9 protein-coding genes are annotated in these 15,226 nt (G+C 39.4%); 6 read left to right on the top strand and 3 right to left on the bottom strand.

Going from position 1 to position 15,226, the window contains the following annotated elements; all coding sequences use genetic code 11:
- Positions 1–37 precede the first annotated feature (37 nt).
- The 3 genes from BKL51_RS00955 (at position 38) to tehB (ending at position 7,560) form a co-directional block, all read left to right on the top strand.
- Complete coding sequence (locus BKL51_RS00955; protein ID WP_077464892.1) at positions 38–4,285, top strand: hemagglutinin repeat-containing protein; 4,248 nt, start codon at positions 38–40, stop codon at positions 4,283–4,285.
- Positions 4,286–4,537: 252 nt separating this feature from the next.
- Positions 4,538–6,586, top strand: a complete 2,049-nt coding sequence (gene metG, locus BKL51_RS00960) for a methionine--tRNA ligase (RefSeq protein ID WP_077464893.1) — start codon at positions 4,538–4,540, stop codon at positions 6,584–6,586.
- Positions 6,587–6,699: 113 nt separating this feature from the next.
- Positions 6,700–7,560 (top strand): SAM-dependent methyltransferase TehB, encoded by an 861-nt coding sequence (gene tehB, locus BKL51_RS00965; protein ID WP_077464894.1) that lies wholly within the window; start codon positions 6,700–6,702, stop codon positions 7,558–7,560.
- A 74-nt stretch (positions 7,561–7,634) separates the two neighbouring features.
- On the opposite strand, the gene dapD is transcribed toward tehB, so the two are convergent.
- Positions 7,635–8,462, bottom strand: a complete 828-nt coding sequence (dapD, locus tag BKL51_RS00970; RefSeq protein WP_077464895.1) for a 2,3,4,5-tetrahydropyridine-2,6-dicarboxylate N-succinyltransferase — start codon at positions 8,460–8,462, stop codon at positions 7,635–7,637.
- Positions 8,463–8,830: 368 nt separating this feature from the next.
- On the opposite strand from dapD, the gene purR reads away from it, so the two are divergent.
- The 3 genes from purR to BKL51_RS00985 all read left to right on the top strand — a co-directional run bounded on the left by purR (position 8,831) and on the right by BKL51_RS00985 (position 13,088).
- Positions 8,831–9,847, top strand: a complete 1,017-nt coding sequence (gene purR / locus BKL51_RS00975) for an HTH-type transcriptional repressor PurR (protein WP_077464901.1) — start codon at positions 8,831–8,833, stop codon at positions 9,845–9,847.
- Positions 9,848–10,028: 181 nt separating this feature from the next.
- Complete coding sequence (gene ppc / locus BKL51_RS00980) at positions 10,029–12,668, top strand: phosphoenolpyruvate carboxylase (protein ID WP_077464896.1); 2,640 nt, start codon at positions 10,029–10,031, stop codon at positions 12,666–12,668.
- A 96-nt stretch (positions 12,669–12,764) separates the two neighbouring features.
- Positions 12,765–13,088 (top strand): HI1450 family dsDNA-mimic protein, encoded by a 324-nt coding sequence (locus BKL51_RS00985; protein ID WP_077464897.1) that lies wholly within the window; start codon positions 12,765–12,767, stop codon positions 13,086–13,088.
- A gap of 48 nt (positions 13,089–13,136) precedes the next feature.
- Here BKL51_RS00985 and cytX read toward each other — a convergent pair whose 3' ends face one another.
- Both cytX and BKL51_RS00995 read right to left on the bottom strand, forming a co-directional pair.
- Positions 13,137–14,321 carry a putative hydroxymethylpyrimidine transporter CytX gene (cytX, locus tag BKL51_RS00990; protein WP_077464898.1) on the bottom strand — a complete coding sequence of 395 codons (1,185 nt, stop codon included), beginning with the start codon at positions 14,319–14,321 and terminating at the stop codon, positions 13,137–13,139.
- A 68-nt stretch (positions 14,322–14,389) separates the two neighbouring features.
- On the bottom strand, positions 14,390–15,226 hold an 837-nt coding region (locus BKL51_RS00995; protein ID WP_143530474.1), incomplete at its 5' end, for a lysine exporter LysO family protein.

Consider the following 15,226-nt stretch of genomic DNA (forward strand, 5'->3'; position numbering starts at 1 on the left):
CGAGCATTATTTTAATAAGCTAAAAGGACAAACTATTATGAAAAAGCCCCCTAAGAAATTTAAATTATCCGCATCCGGAAAATTAGCTGCAACATTAGGTGTATTTTTTGTTGCCTCACAAGCCAATGCTGATATTCAACCGGTAAAACAAACGCCGACTGAAGTAATAAAACAAGGCAAAATTGAAATCGTCAATATTGTCTCACCAAGTAGCAGCGGTTTATCACACAATAAATACAATAAATTTAATGTGAATAAAGAGGGGGCGGTGTTAAATAACGCGCTCCAAGCAGGTAAATCACAACTTGCCGGTCAATTAGAGAAAAATCCAAATCTGAAAAACACTGCAGCGAATGTGATTTTAAATGAAGTGGTAACCCGCAACCCTTCCCTATTATTGGGAAAACAAGAAGTATTCGGTATGGCAGCAGATTATGTGCTGGCTAACCAAGGCGGAATTACTTGTGATAATTGCGGCTTTATCAATACCCCTCGAGCCAGTTTAGTAGCGGGACGCCCGGTTGTTAATGAAGGAAAACTAACCGGTTATGAAACCGATAAATTAAGTAGCAAAGTTATGGTTAAAGGGGAATTAACTGATGCACAAATTTTAGATTTAATCGCCCCTCGGGTTGAAGTCAATGGCGATATCAAAGGCAACAAAGATGTCAATATTGTTATTGGACAAAACCATTTACAGATAGACAATGACGGAAATTTATCGGTTAAAAATGTACGTAACGGTGTAATGGACGGTAAAATTTTGGGTAGTATCCAAGCAAACCGTATCCGTGTTCACGCGCCAAACAGTCAAAGTCGTGTCAATATTGAAACAACAGATTTAGAGGCGAAAGAAGTTAGCATTGTTGCCGGTAATGCCGCTTTTAAAGGAAAATTTGAACGTAAAAACGAACGCATGGTTGAAACGGAAAAACTCAATAACAATGTTCGCTTAGACCATATTACAGTCAAACGGGATAAAAATTATACAGGCAATAGCATTAACGCCGATCATATTGAAATGGATATTGCCAATAAATTAGATTTAACGGCCACCAAAATTCAAGGTAAAACCGCTAAAATCAATGCCGGCAATATTAATCTAGGTAAACAAGTGGCAGAGCATTTTAACCAAAAAGAAGACAGACAAAGCAAAGGTCTGTGGTACCGTACCGAGAAAGACACTCTTGATACCAAAGTCGTGCATAACGCCGTCGTTCATACGGATAAATTAGAAATGGTTGCCAATAGCGGCAAGATTGCCGGCGTATCTGCTGATTTACAAGCAAAAGAGATGAAGTTAAGCGCAGCGAAAGGGATTGATCTAAAAGGTAGCTTATCGGAACGCTATACTAGTGTCGGGACAGGCTGGGCAAATGAAACCAGTCGTTTAAAAACCGGAGGAGTATGGGAAAACTTACGAGTCAAACAATACGAACCGACCCAGCTCATAGCAGATAATTTACTGATTGAAAGTCATGGTTACATCAAATTAGCCGGTGTCGTTTCACATGTGAAAGAAAAAACCTTGATTAACACAGATAAAAGTGTCAGCCTTTCTCCGGAAATTAGCGAACGAATTCAAGACTCTATTGATAAAGAAGTCTATTGGGGTGGGCTTGCCGGTTCGCGCAAAGATAATAAAGGACAACGTATTACGCTTCAAAATGGGGCGGATTTCGTCTCTGGCGACACCTTGCTAATTAATGCAAAAGAAGGAGTCAATATTAAGGGAAGTCGTGTTATTGCCAAAAATGGGGCTTATGTCAACGCAGGAAAAGGAAATTTAGTCATTGATTCGGCTGTGAATAAAGAAACCAACTATGTGAGCAAACGCACCGGAACAATCTTAAATATCGCCACTCACCGTTATAATGAAAACTATAAAAATTACACCACGCAAGGATCGGAAGCACATTCTTATGCAGAACTTCATTTGATTTCGGATCGAGATCTCAAGATTATGGGAGGTAATGTCAGCTCACTTGGCGTGTTGGCTCTTAAAGCCGGTCAAAATATTAATATTGATGCAGCACAACAGAAGCAAATCAATGATGCCAAAACCCACAAACTTTCCGCCTTTACTAATATAGATAAACTTAGTTTAAAACAAAAAGAGCTTCAAACTACAGTAGGACTGGATTTTTTTGGTCAACGTAAAACAGATACTCAAATTACGCATACTGCAGCCAACCTTTCTGGTAGCGAGGTTGAAATTAATGCAGGTAAAAATCTAAATGTGCGAGGAAGTCATATTACGGCAAATAATGGGGATTTAAATATCAATGCCGATAAAATTAATACTACTGCCGTTATCAATTCCGATACCCATAAAGAATCGGAAACCGACACCAAATTAACCCTTACCACTGGTGTAAGTGCAAACAGCGTAAACTTAGGACTAGGTATTAATACTACCCATCACAGCAAAACCGATACGGATAAAAAAGCCCAAAGTTCACAGCTTTCAGCAAGTAATAACTTGAACTTGAATGCCAAAGAAATTATCCATCAAGGTACTCAATTAAATGCACAAAATGTTAACGAAAAAGCTGATAACATCAGTCATACAGCAACGGCAGATGCAAAAATCCACAAAGAAGTTGATTTAAATGCTGGGCTAAATATCGGTATCGGGTTAAATAAAGATAAAGGTTTTAGCGGTAATCTGAATATCGGAGGAGAGGGCGGCAGCAAAACTCAAACGCAATCAACCGCAAAAGGCACAGAGATAAATGCAAATAATATCAATGTAACTGCGACTGAAAACCTAAAAGATCGTGGCACGAAATACACCGCCAATTCAGAGGTAAATTTAACTGCCAAAAATCAGCATATTGAATCAGCCCAAAATGTTGACTCAACTGTTTCTCATCAAGGTGCAGCAAGTATCAGCATTGGTGCAACAAGTAAAGATTTTACCAGCGCGACTCTAAATGTTAGCGTTGCCGGTAAATACCAAAACCAAAAAGACAGTATAGAAACCCCAAATCAGACCGCTATTCACACCAATAACGTGAATATGAAAGCAGAAAATACCTTACACAGTGAAGCCAATATTCAAGCCAATAACGTGAATATGGAAGCTGGCAAATTAGCCTTAAACCAATCTACCTCAAAAGAACAACATAGCGGTGGTGGCTTTGATGCGAAAGTAGAGGTTGGTGCAATCGCTGTGCCAGAAGCTGGAACCGCCCTGCCAAGCGTAAATGTAGCGTTAAATGTCAACGGTAAAAATGACACTACTTACCACGGGCATAGTAATACAATTACTGCAGATAATGTTAATCTTAACGGGAAAGAGTTAACCGTAGTACAAGGTACAAACATTAATGCTGACAACTTAACCATTAACGGTAAAGAGGTACTCGTTAAAGGTACGGAAACAAACGGCAAAAAAGTCGGTGTTGATTTAGGCGGCAAAGTCGGGGTTGGCGCTTCTATCGAAAGCTTGGAACTCGGTGCTCACTTAAATGTTGAACACGGCAAAAAGAAAGCACATAGCACCGTCGATATTAATGCCAATAATCTAAACATTAATAGTGAAACCAATGTTTCTGTAGTCAGTGCCAATATTAACGCCGACAAATTGAATATCAATGCTCAAAACGGAAGTGCGGTCATTTCCGGCGGAGATAATTTCGATAAACAAACGAATGTTGGTGGCGGCTTTGAGCTAAACGGTCCAATGAAAGAAGGTAAATGGGAACCGGCAGGTGGCAAAGCCAACTTTAATTTGGATGTCTCAAAAACAGAAAGCGTTACGCCATCGAATGTCAATGGCAAAAAAACCACCATTAATGCCGACAAAAATTTAGGCATTCATTCCAGCCACTTAACGGCAAATGAACTAAACGGTCATATTGGCGGAAACCTTACCACCTCCGAAAGCCAAAATAGCGCACAAACAACTAAAGTGGATATTGCTGTCAGTGGTAGCGGAAAACCGGCTATGTATGAGGAAGGAAAAGTGCTTGACGGCATTCTTAAAGATCTCGAAAACGGCACAATTCTAGGTTTAAAACTGGATGCTAAAGTTGATGTCCACAACAAAGATCAAGTCACCAATAACGGTACAACACTAAATATTGGTAGCAACAATCTCAATGTTGAAGGTAAAGAATCCAACTTAAAAGCCGGTAAAGGACATTCTTCAGAATTTAACCTACACGGCGAAATCAGCACAGATATGGAAAAAAACTTAGAACAAATTAAAAGTGCTAAAGAAAACGGCAAAAAACCGTTTTTAGATATTAGCTACGTTGAAGGTGTTCCGTCCAAATAACATCAACGCATAGCAAAATTATAAAAATACCTTTTTACTAGGTATTTCAAATAATCGCTACAACCCCACATTTTTCATATTGCGGGGTTGTTTTTTATACCATTCTCAGCGCCTTTCTGTTCAATATTAAATTTTGCTTCATCATTTTGGACACAAAAGTGCGGTCTATTTTCCTTTTGTTTTCTAACTAGAAAAAATACCCTTTTTCAAGTAAGATAAGCCCCAATTTTGTATGATAAAAAGAGAACAACAATGTCAACTCAACCCCGTAAAATTTTAGTGACTTGCGCCTTGCCTTACGCCAATGGTGCGATCCATTTAGGCCATATGTTAGAACATATTCAAGCAGATATTTGGGTTCGTTTTCAACGTATGCGCGGTAACAAAATTTATTTTGTATGTGCCGATGATGCACACGGCACGCCGATTATGTTGAATGCCGATAAATTAGGCATCACACCGGAAGAATTAATTGCTAAGGCGAAAGCGGATCATATTCGTGATTTTGCCGGTTTTAATATTAGTTTTGATAATTACCACTCCACACACAGTGAAGAAAATAAGCAGCTCACGGCAGAAATTTATAACAAGTTAAAATCAAACGGTTTTATAAAAAGCAAAGTGATTGCTCAACTTTACGATCCTGAAAAAAATATGTTCTTACCGGATCGCTTTGTGAAAGGTACCTGCCCGAAATGTAAGGCGGAAGATCAATATGGCGATAACTGTGAAGTATGCGCTTCCACTTACAGCCCGATGGATTTAATTAATCCGCGTTCTGCCGTATCGGGCGCGACACCAATTGTAAAAGAATCCGAACACTTTTTCTTTGATTTACCGGCATTTGAAAATATGTTGCAAGAATGGACTCGTTCCGGTTCGCTTCAATCTGAAATCGCCAACAAAATGCAAGAATGGTTTGAAAGCGGTTTGCAACAATGGGATATTTCCCGTGATGCGCCTTATTTTGGTTTTGAAATCCCGGGAGAAAAGGAGAAATTCTTCTACGTATGGTTGGATGCGCCAATCGGCTATATGGCATCATTCAAAAATCTTTGTGATCGTGAAGGCATTAATTTCGATGAATTTTGGTCGAAAAATAGCGAGGCGGAACTTTATCATTTTATCGGAAAAGATATCGTCTATTTCCACAGTCTATTTTGGCCGGCAATGTTAGAAGGCTGCAATTATCGTAAACCGACTAATGTTTTTGCCCATGGTTATGTCACCGTGGATGGGGCAAAAATGTCAAAATCTCGCGGAACCTTCATTCAAGCAAGTACTTATTTGAATCACATTGATCCTGAATGTTTACGTTATTACTATGCGGCAAAACTCAATAGCCGTATTGAAGATCTCGATTTCAATCTTGATGATTTTGTGCAGCGTGTAAATACTGATATTGTAAACAAACTGGTTAATTTAGCCTCTCGAAATGCAAGCTTTATCGCAAAACGTTTTAATGGAAAATTAGCCGATAAATTAGAAGATAAAGCATTGTTTGACGAATTTACTGCACGGGCAGAACAAATCTCAACCTATTATGAAACCCGCGAATTTAACAAAGCAATTCGTGAAATTATGGCATTGGCAGATAAAACCAATAAATACATTGATGATAAAGCCCCATGGGTAATCGCAAGAGAGGAAGGTAAAGAAGCTGAATTACAAGCCGTCTGCTCTATGGGAATTGAATTGTTCCGAGTGTTGATGACCTACTTAAAACCGGTATTACCCAAATTAGCAGAGCGTGCAGAGGCCTTTTTACAAAGCGAATTGCGCTGGGATAACATTACCCAACCTTTACTCGGTCACCAAATCGCACCGTTTAAATCTTTATTCTCCCGTTTAGAGAAAAAACAAATTGACGCGGTGGTAAAAGAAACCAAGAAATTATTTGCCGAATCAAACAAAGTTGCAGAAAAAACAGCGGCAAAATCCACCGCACTTTCTAATATAGAACCTATTGCCGACACCATCACTATTGATGATTTTGCCAAACTTGATATGCGTGTCGCCAAAGTGTTGAAATGTGAAGCCGTGCCGGAATCCAATAAACTTTTACGTTTTGAATTAGATCTTGGTGACCATACCCGTCAAGTATTCTCTCGAATCAAAGCAGCTTACAGCAAACCGGAGGAATTGGAAGGTCGATTCGTGATTATGGTGGCAAATCTTGCACCGCGTAAAATGAAATTCGGCGTATCTGAAGGGATGATTCTATCTGCCGGCACTGGTGGCAGTGATTTATTCTTACTTTCTGCCGACAGCGGAGTAACTGCCGGTATGCAAGTGAAATAATCAATTTGATGTCAATTCGGGCGACTTTAGTCGCCCTTTTATTTTTTGATTGAAAATTCAAGCCACATAACCTACTATAACACTCAACTATTTAACTTGTTTGGAGAATAATGATGAACAATGAATTAATTTGCTATAAACAAATGCCCGTTTGGACAAAGGATAAACTTCCTCAAATGTTTCAAGAAAAGCACAATACTAAAGTTGGCACTTGGGGAAAGGTAACCGTATTAAGAGGTAAACTCAAATTTTATGAATTAACAGAGAAAGGTGAGGTGCTTTCCGAGCATATTTTTACGCCTGAAACAGAAACCCCATTTATTGAACCACAAGCTTGGCACCGGGTGGAAGCCTTAACTGATGATCTAGAATGCACCCTTGGCTTTTATTGTAAAAAAGAAGATTACTTCAGCAAAAAATACAATATGACGGCAACCCATTCCGAAGTGAAAAATGCGGTTAAAATAATTAGTCCTTGTAAAACCCTCGATCTTGGTTGCGGACAAGGCAGAAATTCACTCTTTCTCAGTTTGCTTGGTTATGATGTCACTTCTTGGGATCATAATGAAAACAGCCTGACTTTCTTAAATGAAACGAAAGAAAAAGAAAATCTGACAATTTCGACCGCACTTTATGATATCAATACGGCGAATATTCAAGAAAACTACGATTTTATTCTTTCTACTGTCGTATTTATGTTCTTAAACCGCGAACGCGTCCCGGGCATTATCAAAAATATGCAGGAACATACCAATAGCGGCGGGTATAACTTAATTGTTGCTGCTATGTCCACTAATGATGTGCCTTGCCCAATGCCTTTCTCTTTTACTTTCAAAGAGAATGAATTGAAAGATTATTATCAAGGCTGGAAATTCATTAAGTACAATGAAGAAATGGGAGAATTGCACAAAACAGATGAAAACGGCAATCGCATTAAAATGAAATTTGTGACGATGTTAGCCCAAAAGAAATAATAGTTTGATTTATAAAATAAAAAACCGCATTTTGTGATAACAAAGTGCGGTTTATTTTTCATGAGAATTTTTAATTACTCTTCAATTGAGCGCAATAATTCATTGATACCGACTTTACCTAAGGTTTTCGCATCCACTTTTTTCACGATAACCGCACAATAAAGGCTGTATTTACCGCATTTTGACGGAAGACTACCCGAAACCACCACAGAGCCGGCAGGTACACGACCATAGTGAATTTCACCGGTTTCACGATCATAAATTTTGGTAGATTGACCAATGAATACGCCCATTGAAATCACACAGCCGTCTTCAACAATGACCCCCTCAACCACTTCGGAACGAGCACCGATGAAGCAGTTGTCACCAATAATAGTCGGATTGGCTTGCAACGGCTCTAATACACCACCGATACCTACACCGCCCGATAGGTGAACGTTTTTACCAATTTGAGCGCAGGATCCCACCGTTGCCCAAGTATCCACCATGGTGCCTTCGCCGACATAGGCACCGATATTTACATAAGATGGCATTAGGACACAATTTTTAGAAATATATGCCCCTTTACGAACCGTAGCAGACGGCACAACTCGGAAGCCTTCCTGTTGGAAACGCTCTTCAGTATAATTGGCAAATTTTAATGCGACTTTGTCATAGTATTTTGTTTCCGCACCATCAATGATTTGATTGTCGTTGATACGGAATGAAAGCAATACCGCTTTTTTTAACCACTGGTGGGTGACCCACTCACCATCAATTTTTTCTGCAACACGATATTTTCCACTGTCTAACCCTTCAATCACTTCTTCAATCGCACGACGGGTTTCCGAATCCACGGTTTTTGGCGTAATATCCGCGCGTTTTTCAAATGCGGATTCAATTATTGTTTGTAAATTTGACATACTACTTCCTATGTTAGTTAACAGAATAAAAGCAATGTTAGTTTTACCATATTTCTAACTATCAAGCAAAAAACACCGAAAAAAATCACCGCACTTTGTAATACCAGAAGTGCGGTGATGATAAAAAAAACTATCTTAATTACAAGATAGCAAGTGTTAAGCCAACAATAAAAGACATACTTAACACAACTGCAATCATCGCATAACCAAAATCACTCATGTTTTCTCCTTAAATTGATGTTAACGCGCTGTTATTCTAACAAGAAAAAGAAAAAAAACGACCTTTTTTAAAAAAATTTTGTTACCCACTTAACTATTCCTAAACAATCCTTATAATGGGAAAAATTTTTTTTAGAGAAAATCAAATTATGGCAACAATTAAAGATGTGGCAAAAATGGCTGGGGTATCCACCACTACCGTTTCCCATGTAATAAATAAAACCCGATTTGTTGCAAAAGAAACAGAAGAAGCCGTTCAGCATGCGATTAAAACCCTAAAATATTCTCCCAGTGCAGTGGCAAGAAGTTTAAAAGTAAATACCACAAAATCTATCGGTATGATCGTCACGACCAGTGAAGCGCCTTACTTTGCCGAAATTATTCACGCGGTGGAGGAACATTGCTATCGCCAAAGCTATTCTCTGTTTTTATGTAACACTCAAAATGATCCTGAAAAAATTAAAAACCATTTAGAAATGTTAGTGAAGAAACGGGTGGATGGTTTGCTTGTGATGTGTTCCGAATATACCCAAACTTCTCTTGACTTACTTTCCAATTTTTCCAACTTACCGATGGTCGTAATGGATTGGGGGCCTAACAGTGATACCGATGTGATCGAAGATAACAGCTTTATGGGCGGCTATCTTGCAACCAAACATTTGATTGATTGCGGCCATAAAAAAATCGGTATCATCGCAGGGGAGCTGAGTAAAACTACGGCAAGAACCCGTTACGAAGGTTTTGATAAAGCTATGACAGAAGCAAACCTAACTATTAATAAAGATTGGGTGATGGAAGGTCATTTTGAACCGGAAGACGGCTATGAATGTATGAATAAAATTCTTGCCCGAACCGAGCTGCCAACAGCTGTATTTTGTTGTAATGATGTCATGGCGCTCGGTGCTATTTCAGCCATCACAGAAAAAGGATTACATGTACCAGATGATATTTCCGTCATTGGCTATGACAATATTCATTCGTCACGTTTTTATGCCCCGCCGCTCACAACAATTCACCAATCAAAATCCCGATTAGGTGCACAAGCGGTTAATTTGCTCTTTGAACGCATTTCACAGAAAGATAAAAATGATTTATCACATGAGCAAAGCCGCATTGATATTCATCCCGAATTGGTTATCAGAAAATCTGTTAAAACCATGTTATAAAACTCACTAAAACTTAACCGCACTTTTTTAACTAAAACATAAAAAGTGCGGTTATTTTTTTACAAAAATTTATTTTTCCTGCCTTTCGTCAATCTTTTCTCTTGTAGAGTTTGACCCTACACTTATTTTTAGTTATATCTATATCCGGTTTTATTTTTTATCTTACTTTTTAGGAGTTTGTATGACACAAGAGTATGTTACTCTGCGCAATAACATCAATATGTTAGGGCGCTTTCTCGGAGAAACCATTAACGATGCACAGGGTGCCGATATTCTTGAACTTATCGAAAATATCCGTAAATTATCCCGTGATTCCCGAGCCGGAGACGACAATGCACGTCAAGCATTACTCGAAACCCTCGCGAATATTTCAACGGACAATATCATTCCTGTGGCACGGGCATTCAGTCAATTTTTGAACCTGACAAATATTGCCGAACAATATCAAACGATCTCCCGTGAACATTCACAAAAAGCCCCTTCAGAACGGTCTTTACACGCCCTATTCGCGCGTTTAAAAGCTGAAAAAGCCTCAAAACAAGAGGTCTATAAAACCATTGAAAAATTATTAATTGAACTCGTCTTAACGGCACATCCAACGGAAACTACGCGCCGTTCACTGATTCATAAGCATGTTGAAATCAACAAATGTTTAAGTAAATTAGAACACGGTGATCTCACCCCAAAAGAACGGAGCATTATTGAACGTTTACTCCTTCGTTTAATCGCCGAAGCTTGGCATACCAATGAAATTCGCACGGTTCGCCCAACCCCTTTTGATGAAGCTAAATGGGGTTTTGCAATGTTAGAAAACAGCCTTTGGCAAGCGGTGCCGGAATTTCTTCGTCAATTAAATGAAAATGTACGTGAATTTTTAGGTTACGATTTGCCGGTAGGATTAAAACCTGTACGCATTTCTTCTTGGATGGGGGGCGACCGCGACGGCAACCCGTTTGTTACCGCTCAAATTACCCAAAAAGTCCTAAATTTTGCCCGTTGGAAAGCCGCGGATTTATTCCTACAAGACATCTGTAAGCTGGTTGATGAACTTTCTATGGTGAAATGTACCGATGAATTCCGAACAAAATACGGCGATCATTTAGAACCATATCGCACCGTTGTAAAAAGCTTACGCACCAAACTCACTACGACTCTCTCTTACTTTGATGATCTCCTTGCCGATCGTCTGCCTCGAGTAACAGAAAGTGATATTATTTTAGAAGATAACCAACTTTGGGAACCGCTTTATGATTGTTATCAATCACTTATGGCGTGTGGTATGCGTATTATTGCAAACGGTTCATTACTTGATATTTTACATCGTATCCGTTGCTTTGGTGTCACCTTGTCACAAATGGATATTCGACAAGAAAGCACGCGTCATACCAACGCCATTGCGGAAATCACACGTTATATCGGTTTAGGTGATTATTCACAATGGACAGAAGAAGATAAACAAGCCTTTTTAATTCGTGAATTAAGTTCACGTCGCCCGTTAATTCCGCAAAAGTGGACACCATCCGCAGAAACACAAGAAATTCTTGATACTTTTAAAGTTGTTGCGGCACAAAAACAAGGCGTAATTGCTTGTTACGTTATTTCCATGGCGCGTAGCGCATCCGATGTGCTTGCCGTCCATTTATTACTAAAAGAAACGGGGGTTTCTTACCATATACCGGTGGTTCCTCTCTTTGAAACCTTAGATGATTTAGATGCCGCAGAAGATGTGATGAGCCAACTTTTCGATATCGGTTGGTATCGAGGTGTGATTAACAACCGCCAAATGGTGATGATTGGCTATTCTGATTCCGCCAAAGATGCAGGAATGATGGCCGCCTCATGGGCACAATATCGTGCACAAGAAGCCCTTGTGAATTTAACTGAAAAGCTCGGTATTGAATTGACATTATTCCATGGACGTGGCGGTACAATCGGTCGTGGCGGCGCACCGGCACATGCAGCGCTACTTTCTCAACCGCCACGTTCCTTGAAAAATGGCTTACGCGTAACAGAACAAGGCGAAATGATCCGCTTTAAGCTCGGTTTACCGGCTATCGCAGTAGAAACTTTCGATCTTTATGCAAGCGCTATTTTAGAAGCAAATCTCTTACCCCCCCCGGAACCTAAAACGGAATGGCGCAAAATAATGGATGAACTTTCCACTATTTCTTGCAAAATCTATCGTGATGTCGTACGTGGCGATAAAGACTTTGTACCATACTTCCGTAGTGCCACACCGGAACAAGAACTCTCTAAATTACCCTTAGGTTCACGCCCGGCCAAACGTAATCCAAACGGAGGTGTAGAAAGTCTTCGAGCCATTCCTTGGATTTTCGCTTGGATGCAAAATCGACTAATGTTGCCGGCATGGTTGGGAGCCGGTGCCGCTGTGCGTCAGGTTATTGAAAACGGCAAGGGCGATATTATTCAAGAAATGTGTCAAACATGGCCGTTTTTCTCCACTCGAATCGGCATGTTAGAAATGGTATTCAGCAAATCGGATAGCTGGCTTTCACAACAATACGATCAACGTTTGGTGAAAAAAGAACTTTGGTATTTAGGCGAAAATTTACGCCAACAATTACAGGCAGATATTCAAACGGTACTATCACTCTCCCATAACAGCGAGTTAATGTCCGATTTGCCATGGATCGCCGAGTCTATCGCATTACGCAATATCTATACTGATCCGCTTAATCTTCTCCAAGTAGAACTTCTCCACCGTTTCCGTGAAAATCCGGATCAACCAAATCCTGATGTGGAACAAGCATTGATGATCACCATCACCGGCATTGCTGCCGGAATGCGTAATACCGGTTAGTCGATAAAATAAAAGAGCGGTCAAAAACACAAATGAATTTGACCGCTCTTTTTATTTCCGTATCATACCGTCCATAACTGAAAAAGAGGTAAAATTATGACAACCGAACTTCAAAAACTTGATCCTGATACTGCAATTGACATTGCTTATGATATCTTCTTGGAAATGGCGGGGGAAAATTTAGATCCGGCGGATATTATGCTCTTTAATCTCCAATTTGAAGATCGTGGTGCCGTGGAATTTGTCGAAACAGCGGAAGATTGGGAACAGGAAATCGGTGTATTAATCGATCCGGATGCCTTTGCCGAAGTATGGATTGGTTTAGTTAACGATAACGATGAAATGGATGATGTCTTTGCCAAATTCCTCATTTCTCACCATGAAGAAAATCGTGAATTTCACGTGATTTGGAAAAAATAATTTCCGCTAAAAAAGAGGGGAAAATTCATAATTTTCCCCTTATCTTTTCTATTTTTTTGTTAACTTACGAACCAAAATGGTTAAACCGAAGGTGAAAGCAATAACAGGAAAAGTTACCCCTAATTCGGTTTCCCATTCTTGCCACATTAAAACACGGTAAATAACAAAGCCAATAAACCAAACACCTAAACCTATAACATCAATGTTTTTCTGAGGTTCTCTTTGTTTAAACACAAAGAAATCAGCAATCAGTACCCCTATCATAGGAGCGAACACCGAGCCGATAAAAAAGAGAAAATGCTCATATTGCGTAACCGGCAACATTGTTGCAAGAATAATACCGGTAACCACCGTGAGAATTGAAACCCATTTCACACTCAATTTAGCGTAAATATTATTCAAGCTCATTCCCGTGGAATGTGCCGGTAATGCTGTATTGATCATGGTTGATGTGACAACAATCAGCACACCAACAATACTGACTCCGGATAATGTCAAAATTTGAGCGATTTCTGATTTTCCGCTTACAAGTGCGGCCCCTAACCCAATGGAATACATCCAACAGCTTGTGACAGTATAGGCGAGAGTAGAAAGTGCGGTTGTTTTTAGCGGTGTTTTTGTATGTTTCGTATGATCGGAAACAACCGGAAGCCAAGATAACGGCATAATCGCGGCAATCTCTACCGCCGTACCAAACTTAATATGATGTTGTTCTTCCAACATCGGTATAAAATCACGGCTAATGATTTGCAAAGTCAACCAAAGCATCAATAAAAACATCGTCACCAAAGAAAGACTTTTTATCACACCAAGATTGGTAAATCCCATTAATAACCAGACTATGATGAGTACACCTAATCCAACGGTAAATAAGGGAAAAAGTGAATTTTGTGCTTCCTGTTGATTCAAAATAGAAATTACTTCCGCCCCCATATAAATCATCACCGCAGTCCAACCGATAAGTTGCATTGCATTGAGCACGGAGAAAAGTATCGAACCTTTTTGACCAAAGGAAATCTGTACCGTTTGCATTGCACTTTTTTGTGTTTTGGCACCGATTAACCCTGCACAAAAGAACATTGCGCCGCCAATAATATGCCCGAGTAAAATCGCAATAATCCCTTGTTTCCAACCAAGAGGCGCAAACCAAGTTCCAGTTAAAATTTCAGCCATAGAAATAGCCGCAGTAAACCATACAAGACCTGCAGTAAGATTTGAATATTTTTGTTGCATTTTTTTATTCCTTTAGGTTAAGTATTGTTGATTAAAATTTATAATATAGAAAATTCAAGAGGACTAAGTTAAATAGGAATGCCTGAAAATAATACCAACAAAAGCGGTGGGAGAATATTTGTTACAAATCCAAAAGAAATAGCAATGGGTGTTACTTCTATTCCTCCTGATTTTTGGATAATGGGTAAAGTACAATCTAATGCAGTCGCACCGGTGATACCAATAGCCGTTGAGCGAAAATGTTGCATAAAAAGCGGCACGATAAATAAACTAATAATTTCCCGAGATAAATCATTGAAAAACGCAATACTCCCCTGCACCGGCCCCCACGCATTTGTCAGTACCACGCTTGATAAAGAATACCACCCCATTCCTGAAGCAAATGCCAAACCTTGAGTGATAGGCATAGCTAAAACCAACGCCGCTATGATTCCCCCCAATAAAGAAGTGACGGTAAACACAATACCGGTTTGAAAACCACGTTTATTGAACAACGCATCTTTTAGCGAAATACCATTGTTACGCAGCTGAATCCCCACAAAAAAGATTAATACAATTAATACATAAAGATTAATACCCGTAGGTAAAACAAGATAGGAGTTAAAGAACCAGCCACATAAAGTCCCAAAAACAACGGTGCCGGAAAGTTTAAAAGAATCAACCAATGAATGCCGGCGAGAAACGATTTTTCCTTGAGATTTAAGTAATGGTGCCGGATTAAAACGATCATAAATCATTAATCCAATCATATTTGAAGTTAAAATAATCATTGAAAGTATTGTCGCCGTTTTCCCAATAATGGGTAATTTTGCTCCAATATCATCAAGTTGACCAAGTAAATATCCCATTAAAAACAAGATGATATACAGCAGAAACATTACCATCCGATTAATTCCGGCTATATG

The sequence above is a fragment of the Rodentibacter sp. Ppn85 genome, from assembly GCF_001999335.1.
Lineage (GTDB): Bacteria > Pseudomonadota > Gammaproteobacteria > Enterobacterales > Pasteurellaceae > Rodentibacter.

Bases quoted from the DNA above. Each gene is read 5' to 3' on its own strand.
- BKL51_RS00955 (WP_077464892.1), top strand. From the start codon at position 38: ATGAAAAAGCCCCCTAAGAAATTTAAATTATCCGCATCCGGAAAATTA.
- metG (WP_077464893.1), top strand. From the start codon at position 4,538: ATGTCAACTCAACCCCGTAAAATTTTAGTGACTTGCGCCTTGCCTTAC.
- tehB (WP_077464894.1), top strand. From the start codon at position 6,700: ATGAACAATGAATTAATTTGCTATAAACAAATGCCCGTTTGGACAAAG.
- dapD (WP_077464895.1), bottom strand. From the start codon at position 8,462: ATGTCAAATTTACAAACAATAATTGAATCCGCATTTGAAAAACGCGCG.
- purR (WP_077464901.1), top strand. From the start codon at position 8,831: ATGGCAACAATTAAAGATGTGGCAAAAATGGCTGGGGTATCCACCACT.
- ppc (WP_077464896.1), top strand. From the start codon at position 10,029: ATGACACAAGAGTATGTTACTCTGCGCAATAACATCAATATGTTAGGG.
- BKL51_RS00985 (WP_077464897.1), top strand. From the start codon at position 12,765: ATGACAACCGAACTTCAAAAACTTGATCCTGATACTGCAATTGACATT.
- cytX (WP_077464898.1), bottom strand. From the start codon at position 14,321: ATGCAACAAAAATATTCAAATCTTACTGCAGGTCTTGTATGGTTTACT.